Source organism: Methylophilus sp. UBA6697 (assembly GCF_002454655.1).
GTDB lineage: Bacteria > Pseudomonadota > Gammaproteobacteria > Burkholderiales > Methylophilaceae > Methylophilus.
Window position 1 is genome coordinate 21,866 of the sequence record NZ_DKJH01000019.1, and the last position, 12,275, is coordinate 34,140.

A 12,275-nucleotide genomic window follows, 5' to 3' on the forward strand; every position below is an offset into this window, starting at 1 on the left:
GCAGCTGAGTTTCAGACTTCCTAGCCAGTTGCCGCTCAAGCATACACCGAAGCTCACCCTGCCTACAGCCCAACAGTCAGCACATAGTCACACATCTCTTCCCCATAGCCAAACGATCAGTTCCGGGTCTTCTTTAGTTTCTCAGTTAGGTCGCGTTCAAGTTTTCACTGCTGATGAAATTATTTCCATAAATTTAATTGATGTGGAATACAATTGAGAATCAGTTGCACCCAATCATCAATGTAATATTGTTAAAACTGCATTAATAGTTCTCAGCTAGTCTATTTAAATAATTATTTGAGGAGAAGGTCATGAAGTGGATATTGGTTTTTGGCATGTTGTTGTCAGCGCAAGTAGGGCATGCTGACAGTGTGGTCTATCAATCGGCACCTTATGGTTCGACTCAAGCTTTTGGTGCAGTGTGTTCTAGCGCTAGTTGTTTAGATCCAACCCAATGGGATGATCCTTCACAGTATATTGGAGAAACATTTTCACTCACTTCAGCCGCCACTATAAAGACAATTGATTTTTACAAAGGGCTGTTTTCTACGGATCCTATCTCTGAGCCTGTAGATATTCCATCTGATATTACGGTTGCTTTTTATGATGCTTCATCCTATAGCTTAGTTTATTCACAGACCTTTAATACCTCTGAGTACACTCAGACGGAGCGTTTCTTGGGGCCAGGCACAGGTCAAAATTATAATATTCATGCAGCTTTCACACCTTTTGACTTGGGTGCAGGTGATTATATTGTGTACTACTTTGGCGATCATTTGGGACTGCCTCTCTATGGTGGATACGGAGATACTGTCGTAGTGGTTTCACCTTCGCAAGGGGGCTATACTTTCGACAATCCTTACTATGCATTCGGCGCTACGGCAGTAAAACTCTCAGGCAGTTTTTTAACAACGGTGCCTGAGCCTGAATCTTTTGCCTTGATGTTAACCGGGTTCGGTTTAATTGCATTTGCGCAAAAAAGGAAAAAGAAAGCTTTGTAAATCGGTTGCAAGAAGTGGACTCTTGCACACCCTACCAAAATATAAAGGACGGCTTGCAGAAGTGTGAGCCGTCTTTCTTTTCTCAATGTCGAAATGTTTGATTAGAGCTCTGGACTCATAATCCGCTGGTGCTGTGTTCGACTCACAGAGAGGCCACCATTGATAAAGAGACTCAAGGTTAGCGCCTTGGGCCTTTTTTGTTTTGATAGTAGATTCAGTTAACTTTAAGTAATTTGAAAATAGCCCCAACTTAATGAGGATATCCAATGCTTGATCATATTTTTTTGACCGTTAGCGACACTGCAAGATCAATCGCATTTTATGAAAAACTTTTACCAGTCTTGGACATTGGCCTGCGCCACGACTACGATGGTAAAGACGGTCCTGCTGGACATCCAGATTTGAAAGGCTTTGGTGCTAAGGGACGCATGTTCTTTTGGCTGAGAGAAGGTCAAGCGTATCCTGGTGCTGTGCATGTAGGTTTGGTAGCAAATTCAGAAGCGATGGTGGATATAGCTTACAACAAAGCAATTGAAGCCGGTGCTACCAACATTCATCCGCCTGGCCCACAACTGCATTACGATCCTCGCTACTATGCAGCACAGGTGAGGGACTTAGATGGTTATAGCTTGGAGTTTGTTTACAAAAGCTGGCAGCACTGAATGTGAATATGTTGAGAGGTCATTCATAGCCAGTCAATCAACACTATAGACTCCTTGCTAACTGAAAATGCTCCCCGGGCTTGTTCAAACGGAGCTTTGAGCCAATTGCTAAAATCACCATTCCTTTTGACAGCCAGAATCTGGGGCTGGTTAATAGGTCGAGAATCCCGGTTGTGATCGTTGGCTGCTATGTTGGCTTGTTGTGAAAGCGAGCATGGAGTCGGTCGCAAGAGTCGTCATGTATGTCTGGAAATAGCCCATAATTACTATTGATGAGATAAGGTCGTGGTGATAATCTGCGAAAACTAAAAAAATTCTTTAATGTTTACAAGGCTACTATGAGCATGAAATCAGTATTTATTGCGGGCTTGCTATCTTTTGCAGCAAACTCTGCCTTTGCCGCCACAACTGAGTACGCAGACTTCTCAAGTTGGTCTGATGATGTTGCTGGGATTATTACGACAGAAACTTACAACGAGTATGACTTTACTGGCGGTGGTGCTAATAATGTCTTTTATGGCAGTGGTACGACGCTAGGGGGGATCACTTACAAGCTTGATAATGATGGTCAATTGTACGGTGTCAATAAAAACTTAGATTACGATGCGGCTTATCACAAATCAAATTACCTTGAGTGGCAATCGGGCATCCCAACCAACACTTTGACCATTACTTTGGCCTCCTACACTAATGCTGTCGGGTTTAATTTTGGGCAGTTTTATGGTGATGCGGAAACCTTTACGGTAAAGCTGGGCAATGGTGACACTTTCACGCTGCTTGGTAGTACGACCTATTCGTTTTTTGGTGCAATCTCCACTGCAGCTTTCAACACGGTTTCTATTACCGGGCTACCTTATCCAACGCTGGATAATTTATCTGTAGCTCCTGCTGTGGCTGCACCTGTCCCTGAGCCTGAAACTTACGGTATGTTGTTGGCTGGTTTATTCTTGGCAGGACTTTCGGTACGCCGTAATCGCCAGTAATTTGAATCACCCAGTTAAGAAGCCGACTTTATGGTCGGCTTTTTTGTTGATGCTTCCATCATCATATCTCCGGTGTCTGGCGATTTAAAGTTTAAAGCTCAGTGTTGTGTGATCTGTAGCAGAAAAAGTAAATGCGCCGAGTTACTTTTCAAACTCTTGTTCATATGCGATTAAATTCAAGGCCCGTGCCCGCACTAACTGCATGCCTAGGTTGGTGCCGGACAGCTGATGAATCGTGCCTTGTTGTGATGAAACAATCTCACCGATCACTTTGCCTTCAGCATCTCTGTATTTAAGCCATTGTTGTTGGGCTTTGCGCAGCGTGGCTTGTTGAGAGGGGTTCAACTTTTTCATCAAGCGTTTATACACAATGTTCATCTCTGCATCCCACTTCATGCGCGCTTGATTGGTAATATTGCGCATGTCTGCAGTAGAGTTCACGGTCTCTTCGGCCATTTTCTCTTCATACCATGCGTCAATGGCATGTTGCGTTGGTTCGATTGCCATGTCTGCAAAGGCCGAGACTGAAAAAATGCTAATCCATACGATGAGTAAGTGTTTTAATAAATTCATATGTACCTGGCTGATAGTCTGTTGAAGTAGCTGTGTATCTAATCTACAGCGATTCATGATTATTTCTGGCCAGAGCGCTCTTTTTCATATTCTTCATATGTTTTGGTATTCAGCCGCTCTAAGCATGGCTCAACTTCGCCTGGAGGCTGGCTGCGGCAGTTGTTTTTTGCGCCTTCTTTCACGCCTTCGTACCAGGCTTTATTGGTGCAAGCAGTCATAGTGATGCTTAAAACAATAAACAGGATAAGCATTAAGGATGATGTTGTTTTCATGGTTAGTCGCTTTCGGCATTGGCTGCCCAATCGATATTGAGTCCAGAATATTCTGGGCTAACAGTTCAAACAAGTATAACAACTAGGCATCCGTTTTATAACCTGGTGTGAAATAATGCCTGGTCTGCTACGCTAGCCCATATTCTTTCTGCTCTGACTTCATGAAGCCTGACCACACCGCCTCTACCTTGCACCCGCGTAACCTGCATCGCACGGGTTATGATTTTGCTGTGCTGGTGCAAGCGCATCCACCTCTGGCCAGCTTTGTGCGGCCAAATGCTTACGGCGATGCGTCGATCGATTTTGCCAACCCGCAAGCGGTGAAGGCGCTGAATCAGGCCTTGCTCAAACAGTATTACGACGTCGCTGTGTGGGATATTCCAAAAAATTACTTATGTCCGCCTATCCCGGGGCGGGCGGATTATGTGCATTATCTGGCGGATTTATTGGCAGAAAGCCATCCAGATTTAAACCCCGAACAAGTCCGCCTGTTGGATATCGGCACAGGTGCCAATCTGGTTTATCCGCTGATTGCGGCGCATGCTTATCATTGGGAATGTCTCGGCGTGGATATTGATGCAAAGGCTTTGCGTAATGCGCAGCAGATTGTTGAGAAAAATGGCTTGCAGCAACAGATCGCTTTGCGTCAGCAGCCTAACCCTGCATCAATCTTCAAGGGAGTGATTTTGCCGGGCGAGCAATTTACTGTTACGTTATGTAATCCACCTTTTCATGCCTCAGCCGCAGAAGCACAGGCGGGGTCGCAGCGCAAATGGCGCGGGTTGGGCAAGCGGCCTCCGCAGGCACTGAATTTTGGCGGGCAATCGAATGAGCTGGTGTGTGAGGGTGGTGAGGCGGCATTTTTAAGCACCATGATTAGCGAGAGCAAACAATTCTCCAAGCAGTGTGTGTGGTTCACCACGCTGGTTTCTAAAGCCAGCAATTTGCCGTTGGTCTACCGTGAACTGAAGAAGGTGCAGGCAGTGACGGTGAAGACGGTGGAGATGGCGCAGGGCCAGAAGCAAAGCCGGTTTGTGGCGTGGACGTTTCAGCCTGCACCTGCTAAAAAGCGCATTTAATCAGCAGCTTGCCATTTATCCTTAGGCGGCTTAGTCGTTGTGAGGGATAATAGCGCCCTTATCTTTTTTGCAGCATTTGGAGTTTCGCCATGGAAGTCAAAGTCAACTTTCTCGATAAGCTACGTCTTGAGGCCAAGTTCGATGACTTCACGGTGATTGCCGACCAGCCTATCCGCTATAAAGGCGATGGCTCGGCACCTGGCCCGTTCGATTATTTTCTGGCTTCCTCAGCGCTGTGTGCAGCTTATTTTGTGAAGCTGTATTGCAGCACACGCAATATTCCTACCGATAATATCCGCCTGTCGCACAACAATATCGTTGATCCCGAAGACCGCTACAAGCAGATTTTCAAAATCCAGATTGAGTTGCCGACCGATATTTCTGAAAAAGACCGTGTCGGTATTTTGCGTTCGATAGACCGCTGCACGGTGAAAAAAGTGGTGCAGGCTGGCCCCGATTTCATCATTGAAGAGGTCGCGAACCTGGATGCCGATGCGCAGGCCTTGCTCACCGTTAATCCGGGCACAGAGTCACAGACTTATATCACTGGCAAAGATTTACCGTTGGAGCAAACCATCGCCAATATGTCTGGTTTGCTGGCGAGCCTGGGCATCAAAATTGAGATTGCGTCGTGGCGCAATATTATTCCCAATGTATGGTCGTTACATATCCGCGATGCGCATTCGCCGATGTGTTTCACTAACGGCAAAGGTGCCACCAAGGAAAGTGCGCTGGCATCGGCTTTGGGCGAGTATATCGAACGGCTGAGTAACAACCATTTTTATGCTGGCTCGTACTGGGGTGAAGAGATTGCCAATGCTCCATTTGTGCATTACCCGAACGAACGCTGGTTTAAGCCTGGCCGCAAGGATGCGTTGCCTAAGGAAATTCTTGATGACTACTGCCTGGAGATTTACAACCCGGATGGCGAGCTGCGCGGCTCGCACCTGATAGATACCAATTCCGGCAATGCTGAGCGCGGCATCTGTTCATTGCCTTTTGTACGCCAGTCGGATGGCGAAACCGTATATTTCCCAACCAACCTGGTGGAAAACCTGTTTGTCAGCAACGGCATGAGCGCGGGCAATACGCTGGTGGAGGCGCAGGTGCAATGTTTATCCGAGATTTTTGAGCGTGCAGTCAAACGCGAAATCATTGAGGGTGAAATTGCCTTGCCAGATGTGCCGCAGGACGTGCTGGCGAAATACCCTGGTGTGGTCGCTGGCATTCAAGGGCTGGAAGAGCAGGGCTTTCCGGTGCTGGTGAAAGATGCGTCTCTGGGAGGTGAATATCCTGTGATGTGCGTTACCTTGATGAATCCGCGCACCGGCGGCGTGTTTGCTTCATTCGGTGCGCATCCCAAGCTGGAAGTGGCGCTCGAACGTAGCCTGACTGAGTTGCTGCAAGGCCGCAGCTTTGAAGGCCTGAATGATTTGCCGCAGCCGACCTTTGCCAGTGAAGCCGTGACTGAGCCGAATAACTTTGTTGAACACTTTATTGACTCCAGTGGTGTGGTGTCGTGGCGCTTTTTCAGTGCCAAAGCGGATTATGAGTTTGTGGAGTGGGATTTTTCCGGCCAGGGCGAAAACGCTAATACCGAAGAAGCCGCGACCATGTTTGGCATGCTGGCCGAGATGGGCAAAGAGGCTTATGTGGCCGTCTATGACCAATTAGGCGCGACCGCTTGCCGCATCCTTGTGCCGGGGTATTCTGAAGTGTATCCGGTAGAAGATCTGGTCTGGGATAACACGAACAAGGCGTTGCTATTCCGCGAAGATATCCTTAACCTGCATACTCTGGATGATGACCGCCTGGAAGCGTTGCTGGAGCGCCTGGAAAATAATGAGCTGGATGATTATGGCGACATTGCTACTCTGATTGGCATTGAGTTTGACGAGAATACTGACTGGGGGCAGCTCACAGTAATGGAGTTGAAGTTGCTGATTCATCTCGCTTTGCAGCAGTTTGAAGAAACCCATGACCTGGTGGGTGCCTTTTTGCAATATAACGACAACTCACTGGCGCGCGGATTGTTTTACCAGGCCTTGAATGTGGTACTGGAAGTATTGCTGGATGACGAACTAGCACTTGCCGATTACGAAACCAACTTCCGCCGCATGTTTGGTGATACACGCATGGATGCGGTGATCGGTTCAGTCGATGGCAGCGTGCGCTTTTATGGCCTGACGCCAACCAGTATGCAACTGGAAGGTCTGGACAGGCACCAGCGCCTGATCGATAGTTATAGAAAAATACATGCGGCACGGGCTAAAGTGGCGGCCGGGTGAGTGGTGGCAAATAGGCGTGAAAATCCAAATATATTCAATAGATTAGAAATAGTCGAATCACGCGTATAATAGCCATACCCTGCGCACTACCAATCAACGCAGCGGTTCTGAAATACCTCAAGTTGTTACCTCGTTAGTCCAGATTGGTGTTGCCGCAGGCAACAGACCAGCGCCTAATTAATTTATTGCATGGTGATGCCATGCAATTTCTATAAGTTGAATTACTTTGTCACAAGAAAATACCCCCGCAAACATCACGTTTGCTGATTTAAATTTATGCGCGCCTGTGTTGCGCGCGATTGCCGATGCCGGCTATACCTCACCAACGCCGATTCAGGCACAGGCGATTCCTTATGTGCTGCGTGGTGGCGATTTGCTCGCTGGTGCGCAAACTGGTACCGGCAAAACCGCCGGATTTACCTTGCCGATTCTGCACCGCTTGTCTGAAGCACCATTGGTGCAGGCGGCAAAGGGCAAGCCGCGTTGTTTGATCTTGTCACCGACGCGTGAGTTGGCGGCGCAGATCGGCGAGTCTGTTACTACTTATGGCAAATATTTGCCGCTTAAAAGCATGGTGGTGTTTGGCGGCGTCAGCATCAATCCGCAAATCAACCGTTTGAGCAAACCACTGGATATCCTGGTGGCGACGCCTGGCCGTTTACTCGACCTGGTGCAGCAAAAAGCGCTCGATTTATCTGCCATTGAAATCCTGGTGCTGGACGAAGCCGACCGTATGCTGGACATGGGCTTTATCCACGACATTAAAAAAGTATTGGCCATGCTGCCTAAAAAACGCCAGAACCTGCTGTTCTCGGCCACTTTTTCTGATGACATCAAACGCCTGGCGGATAGCTTGCTTAATACGCCAGACCTGGTGGAAGTGGCACGCCGCAATGCATCCAATGCGCTGATTGAGCAGAGCGTGCACATGGTGCCGCAGGCGCACAAGCGCGAAATGGTCAGCTATTTGATCAAGCATCATCAATGGCAACAAGTGCTGATTTTTACGCGCACCAAACATGGCGCCAACCGACTGGCAGAAAAGCTGGTGAAAGATGGTATCCCGGCGATGGCGATTCATGGTAACAAGAGCCAGAATGCGCGTACAGCAGCGCTGGCACAGTTTAAAGCGGGCACCATTACGGCGCTGGTGGCGACGGATATTGCTGCACGTGGGCTGGATATTGACCAGTTGCCGCAAGTGGTGAATTTTGAATTGCCGAATGTACCTGAAGACTATGTGCACCGCATTGGCCGTACTGGCCGTGCCGGTGCCAGTGGCGCTGCTATTTCACTGGTAGACCGTGAAGAATTTGGCATGCTCAAGGATATTGAAAAGCTGATTAAGCGCGATATCCAGCGGGTGCCGGTAGAAGGTTTTGTCGCGCCTGAGAAAAACAGCGAAGAGCCTGACCGCCCACCACGTGGGCAGAACCAGGGCCGTCAACGCCAGGGGCAGTCTCAGAAACAAGGACAGCCACAGAAACAGGGTCAGGCTCAGAAGCCGTCACAACCCCGCCAAGGACAAAGCCAGCCGCAAGCGCAGGCCGGCGCCAATAAGCCAGGTCAAGGCAAGCCGAATCCGCACAAGTCCGGGCATGCGAATCCTGGCCAACGCAACGGTCATCAGACGCAACATCGCCAGGGCGGCAACAAGCCTCAAGGCGCGTTGTTTACGCCCAAACCAGGTGCGAATACGGCTAGTAAAACACCGCCGAAAGCGCGCTAATGCATATTTGGGTGGATGCAGATGCTTGCCCGGTCGTGATTAAAGAAATCCTGTTCCGGGCGGCAACGCGTTCTCTTATCACCACCACCTTTGTTGCCAACAAATTGCTGCGGGTGCCACCATCACCATATTTGCGTGCGATGCAGGTCGATAAAGGCTTTGACGTGGCAGATAATGCCATTGTTGCTGCGCTGGTGGCGGGGGATCTGGTGATTACTGCTGATATTCCCTTGGCCGCGCAAGTCATAGACAAAGGCGGCCATGCGCTGAATCCGCGCGGTGAGTTTTATTCGACTGAAAATATCAAGGAGCGGCTGGCAATGCGCGACTTTATGGAGTCGTTACGCGCCAGTGGCGTAGAAACGCAAGGCCCAAGTGCAATGCAGTCCTCTGATCGCCATACCTTTGCATCACAGCTTGACCAGTTTCTGGTGCGCCAGAAGCGCAAGGGTGCAAGCGTAAACATCGATTCGAGCCAGCCTTAAATCGATAGCAGGTAAGTCAGCAGGGCTTGCAGCAAGTGTAAACGGCTGGCAGAGATGCCAGCCGTTTTTATTGGCATCAGCGTGATGCTAAGTTACTGTTTTGTCACACATGTTAATCCTTGAAAATGGTCGGTGTGGGCTATTGGCGGCTGTTTTGTTTTTGCTAGAATGAACGCTGTAATAATAGATAATTCGCAAAAATATTATTGCGATAATCTAATTTAAAAGGATATGTAAATGCGCTTTTTTAAAACCTTAGTGCTTGCGATGACCATGCTGGTGTCAGTGTCCTCACAAGCGGCAGTTGAAAGTTATGGCACCTTGTTGTCTGGCAGTTACCAGCCGGCGACTGATTTTGCATCGCTTTCAGTGAGCGGCACAGGCAATGTGTACACTTTTACCTTAACCGCCTACGACCTGAATGCCTTGTTTACCAATAAAGCCTTTATTGGCTCAATTGCCGTCAAGGTATCGCCAGATGTGAAGGCAAACACAATTGCTGTGAGTGGTATTTCCGGCGGCGTGACCAACCTGGCAGCCAGCAATGGCGGCGGTCCTGGTGGCGATTGGGATTTCAGGTTTGTGCTTGGTCAAGGCGCTAACGACAGACTGTTGGCAAACGAGTCAGTCACCTGGACGGCAACATTTGCGTCTAATGTGAGCATTGATGACTATGCACTGCACGTGCAAGGATTGACCAAGGCGCAAGGTGACAGTGCCTGGTATCTGAATTCAGTCGTCACTACGCCTGTGCCTGAGCCTGCTTCATGGGCATTTTTGCTGGTAGGGTTGGGCGTTGCCAGCAGCATGCGTAAGCGTCGTGCGTAATCACGCTTAACTCTTAAGTGTTATCAACAAACGGCTTGCATTGATGCAGGCCGTTTTTGTTTGTGCGCGCTGGTCAAGGCAGCTTTAAGAGCAACTATTGTGCGCATCAAGCGCTACGTTTTGATTGTAATGAATTGAAAACACCTTTGATTTAACTGGTTATTTTTAAGGGCTTGCATTAGCATGAGTTAAAACAGCGTATATAAAGCTGTCTGTAAGAATAAAAAGAAGAGGTCATCAGTTAATGAGTTTGCAGACTCGGATTGACGAGGCGTTATTTCACAGGCTGTTATCGGGAGCACGCATTCCTTTAATCGGGAGTGCGTTCGGTGGCCTGTTGATTGCGTTTTCGCAACTCGGCTCCGAAAAAAGTGATCTGTTCCTGCTCTGGTGCGGCGTGGTCTATGCGGTGATTGTTTTTCGCGTATTTTGCCTGAAACGTTGTCACCAGATGCTGGCCAAGCATGGCTTTAATTATTCTTTGGCGTATAGATATTGCCTGACTCTGGCGCTCTCCGGCCTGGCGTGGGGCGCGCTGGGCTTTCTGGTGAAAGACGCGCCGCCAATGACGGTGATTATCGTCATCACGGCCATTCAGGCGATGGTGATGGGCGGCGTGGTCACCATGGCGTCCTGTATCCCAGCTTTTTTTGCCTTTAGTTTACCGGCGATGTTGCCGACGGTGCTGGTGTTCTCGTTTAGTGAAAACTTGTCGAGCTTTATCATGGCCGTGTTTAGCGTGATTTTTTACTTGTTGATGATAGGCATCGCCTACCGTTTTAACCAGTCATTGCGGCAAGCCACACGCATCAGCTTTGAGAACGAAGATTTAATCGGTTCTTTAAAGGATGCTTATCACAAGATTTCTGCGCAGAATCAGGAGCTTAATCATGTGGCGCACCATGATACGCTCACCGGTTTGCCTAACCGCAAGCTGTTGTCATTGCGCTTGCAGCAGGCGATAGAACTGGGGCGGGTGAAGAAAACCGGTACGGCGATCTTGTACCTGGACCTGGATGGTTTTAAAGCCGTGAATGACCAGTGGGGGCACGAGGCGGGCGATCTGGCCTTGATCGAAGTGTCGCAGCGCTTGAGCAAGGTGATCCGCGGTAGCGATACGCTGGCGCGCGTGGGGGGCGATGAGTTTGTGATCGTGCTGTCTGATTTGCCTGAACAGGGAAGGTCCTCGGTGGAAATGGTCGGTCAAAAATGCCTGATGGTGTTTGAACGGGATTTCCAGATTCAGGGCGTTGTTTGCCGTCTGGGAACGTCGATAGGCTTAACCGTGTGCAAAGACGGTCAGACCATAGATCAACTGCTGTCTGCAGCCGATAAGGCCATGTATCAGGCAAAGTTACTGGGTTGCGGGCAAATATCCTGGGCAGTTTAAGCTGCCGCGGGTTAAATGCGGGGTGAGGCACAGTGGTGCCCAACTCTGCCAGGATTGAAAATCTGTGCTGATTTTCAATTGCATAAATTAGCTTTTGCGATAAGAATTCATACTTTGATGATTGTCATGCGAGAGTAATCATGCGGCCGCAGTATAAGATTGTGATGGTGTATGTATTGGTGGGCGCCGCCTGGATATTCTTTTCCGACAAGGTCGTTGCGCAGCTGTTTACGGACCCGCGTGACCTGACCACGGTACAGGATATCAAAGGCTGGCTGTTTATTCTGGTCACGGCCGTGTTGTTGTTTTTTCTGGTGAAGCGTGCGCTCGCAGATGCTGCACAAGACCAGCAAAAACTGATTCACAGTTATGACCAGACCATTCGTGGCTGGGTGCAAGTGCTCGATTTGCGACACAAGGAAACCAAAGACCACACTTATCGCGTCGCGGCCATGACGGTGGCGCTGGCCAGTAAAATGGGCGTGACTGACGAAGCCTCCCTGAAGCTGATTGAGCGCAGCGCCATTTTGCACGATATAGGTAAAATCGGCATTCCCGATGCGGTGTTAATCAAGCCCGGCCAGTTGGATGAGGAAGAAATGCAGCTGATGCGCACGCATCCGCAGATTGCACGCGACTTGCTGGCAAATATTGATTTTCTACGTAACTGTATGGATATTCCCTATGGTCATCATGAGCGCTGGGATGGCCAAGGATATCCGCTCGGTTTACAAGGTGAGCAAATTCCATTTGCCGCGCGGATTTTTTCGATTGTTGATGTGTGGGATGCCTTGATGCACCCCAGGGTCTACAAGCCGGCCTGGCCGGAAGATAAGGTGTTGGACTATATTCGCAGTGAATCCAGTATCCGCTTCGATCCGGCCGCCGTGGATGCGTTTTTTGCCCATTATGATGTGATCAAGGACGCCGCCAGTGCGTCTTATAGTGAAAAATAGCTTGGGTGCAATGGCTTGGGTGAGGGGAA

General features: G+C 49.1%; 12 protein-coding genes. 10 read left to right on the forward strand and 2 right to left on the reverse strand.

The window, feature by feature from the left end:
• The first annotated feature begins 311 nt into the window (after window positions 1-311).
• The 3 genes from B3355_RS05270 (at window position 312) to B3355_RS05280 (ending at window position 2,646) form a co-directional block, all read left to right on the forward strand.
• A complete protein-coding gene (locus B3355_RS05270) occupies window positions 312-1,001 on the forward strand; it encodes a PEP-CTERM sorting domain-containing protein (protein WP_047514791.1) in 690 nt (229 codons plus the stop codon).
• Window positions 1,002-1,267: 266 nt separating this feature from the next.
• Entirely contained in the window at window positions 1,268-1,663 is a 396-nt protein-coding gene (locus B3355_RS05275; protein ID WP_292781049.1) for a VOC family protein, read from the forward strand.
• Between the two features lie 344 nt (window positions 1,664-2,007).
• Window positions 2,008-2,646 (forward strand): PEP-CTERM sorting domain-containing protein, encoded by a 639-nt coding sequence (locus tag B3355_RS05280; protein WP_047514784.1) that lies wholly within the window; start codon window positions 2,008-2,010, stop codon window positions 2,644-2,646.
• A 141-nt stretch (window positions 2,647-2,787) separates the two neighbouring features.
• Here the strand turns inward: B3355_RS05280 and B3355_RS05285 are convergent, their stop codons facing one another.
• Window positions 2,788-3,153 (reverse strand): lysozyme inhibitor LprI family protein, encoded by a 366-nt coding sequence (locus tag B3355_RS05285; protein ID WP_292781052.1) that lies wholly within the window; start codon window positions 3,151-3,153, stop codon window positions 2,788-2,790.
• A 125-nt stretch (window positions 3,154-3,278) separates the two neighbouring features.
• Window positions 3,279-3,491 carry a hypothetical protein gene (locus tag B3355_RS05290; RefSeq protein ID WP_292781056.1) on the reverse strand — a complete coding sequence of 71 codons (213 nt, stop codon included), beginning with the start codon at window positions 3,489-3,491 and terminating at the stop codon, window positions 3,279-3,281.
• Window positions 3,492-3,652: 161 nt separating this feature from the next.
• On the opposite strand from B3355_RS05290, the gene rlmF reads away from it, so the two are divergent.
• The 7 genes from rlmF to B3355_RS05325 all read left to right on the forward strand — a co-directional run bounded on the left by rlmF (window position 3,653) and on the right by B3355_RS05325 (window position 12,246).
• The gene (gene rlmF, locus B3355_RS05295) at window positions 3,653-4,570 is read left to right on the forward strand and encodes a 23S rRNA (adenine(1618)-N(6))-methyltransferase RlmF (protein ID WP_292781059.1); all 918 of its coding nucleotides are present in this window, start codon (window positions 3,653-3,655) and stop codon (window positions 4,568-4,570) included.
• 89 nt (window positions 4,571-4,659) lie between these two features.
• Window positions 4,660-6,858, forward strand: coding sequence for an OsmC domain/YcaO domain-containing protein (locus tag B3355_RS05300; RefSeq protein WP_292781062.1), 2,199 nt, complete (start codon window positions 4,660-4,662; stop codon window positions 6,856-6,858).
• A gap of 226 nt (window positions 6,859-7,084) precedes the next feature.
• Complete coding sequence (locus B3355_RS05305) at window positions 7,085-8,587, forward strand: DEAD/DEAH box helicase (protein ID WP_292781065.1); 1,503 nt, start codon at window positions 7,085-7,087, stop codon at window positions 8,585-8,587.
• Window positions 8,587-9,072, forward strand: coding sequence for a YaiI/YqxD family protein (locus B3355_RS05310; protein ID WP_292781069.1), 486 nt, complete (start codon window positions 8,587-8,589; stop codon window positions 9,070-9,072). Before B3355_RS05305 ends, B3355_RS05310 begins: the two co-directional genes overlap by 1 nt.
• Before the next feature lie 237 nt (window positions 9,073-9,309).
• On the forward strand, window positions 9,310-9,900 hold the full coding sequence (locus tag B3355_RS05315; protein WP_292781071.1) for a PEP-CTERM sorting domain-containing protein: 591 nt from the start codon (window positions 9,310-9,312) through the stop codon (window positions 9,898-9,900).
• A gap of 244 nt (window positions 9,901-10,144) precedes the next feature.
• Window positions 10,145-11,290 carry a GGDEF domain-containing protein gene (locus B3355_RS05320; RefSeq protein WP_047514766.1) on the forward strand — a complete coding sequence of 382 codons (1,146 nt, stop codon included), beginning with the start codon at window positions 10,145-10,147 and terminating at the stop codon, window positions 11,288-11,290.
• Window positions 11,291-11,430: 140 nt separating this feature from the next.
• Window positions 11,431-12,246: an HD-GYP domain-containing protein gene (locus B3355_RS05325; RefSeq protein WP_019881437.1), complete on the forward strand. Its 816-nt coding sequence runs from the start codon at window positions 11,431-11,433 to the stop codon at window positions 12,244-12,246.
• Window positions 12,247-12,275: the final 29 nt, after the last annotated feature.

Coding starts and splice junctions, on each gene's coding strand:
- B3355_RS05270 (WP_047514791.1), top strand. CDS start 312: ATGAAGTGGATATTGGTTTTTGGCATGTTGTTGTCAGCGCAAGTAGGG.
- B3355_RS05275 (WP_292781049.1), top strand. CDS start 1,268: ATGCTTGATCATATTTTTTTGACCGTTAGCGACACTGCAAGATCAATC.
- B3355_RS05280 (WP_047514784.1), top strand. CDS start 2,008: ATGAAATCAGTATTTATTGCGGGCTTGCTATCTTTTGCAGCAAACTCT.
- B3355_RS05285 (WP_292781052.1), bottom strand. CDS start 3,153: ATGGCAATCGAACCAACGCAACATGCCATTGACGCATGGTATGAAGAG.
- B3355_RS05290 (WP_292781056.1), bottom strand. CDS start 3,491: ATGAAAACAACATCATCCTTAATGCTTATCCTGTTTATTGTTTTAAGC.
- rlmF (WP_292781059.1), top strand. CDS start 3,653: ATGAAGCCTGACCACACCGCCTCTACCTTGCACCCGCGTAACCTGCAT.
- B3355_RS05300 (WP_292781062.1), top strand. CDS start 4,660: ATGGAAGTCAAAGTCAACTTTCTCGATAAGCTACGTCTTGAGGCCAAG.
- B3355_RS05310 (WP_292781069.1), top strand. CDS start 8,587: ATGCATATTTGGGTGGATGCAGATGCTTGCCCGGTCGTGATTAAAGAA.
- B3355_RS05315 (WP_292781071.1), top strand. CDS start 9,310: ATGCGCTTTTTTAAAACCTTAGTGCTTGCGATGACCATGCTGGTGTCA.
- B3355_RS05320 (WP_047514766.1), top strand. CDS start 10,145: ATGAGTTTGCAGACTCGGATTGACGAGGCGTTATTTCACAGGCTGTTA.
- B3355_RS05325 (WP_019881437.1), top strand. CDS start 11,431: ATGCGGCCGCAGTATAAGATTGTGATGGTGTATGTATTGGTGGGCGCC.